Below are 243 nucleotides of genomic sequence, written 5' to 3' on the forward strand. Positions count from 1 at the left end.
TTGGATGCCCAACCAAAATACCATGGGGCATTAATCCGGATTTCTCCGGGCTATTCCCCAGTGAGAGGCAGATTGCATACGCGTTACGCACCCGTGCGCCGGTCTCATGGCCCGAAAGCCACTACCCCTCGACTTGCATGTGTTAAGCCTGCCGCTAGCGTTCATCCTGAGCCAGGATCAAACTCTTCATCGTATATTTTTATAACTTACGATCTAAGATGCCAGGTTTTTTTATTCGAAATC

At 49.0% G+C, this 243-nt stretch carries 1 rRNA gene; it reads right to left on the minus strand.

Features of this window, described 5'->3' with window-relative positions:
* Positions 1–193 (minus strand): 16S ribosomal RNA (locus G6047_RS16995); the annotation flags it as partial.
* Positions 194–243 lie beyond the last annotated feature (50 nt).

Source organism: Flavobacterium silvaticum, assembly GCF_012911565.1.
Taxonomy (GTDB): Bacteria; Bacteroidota; Bacteroidia; order Flavobacteriales; family Flavobacteriaceae; genus Flavobacterium; species Flavobacterium silvaticum.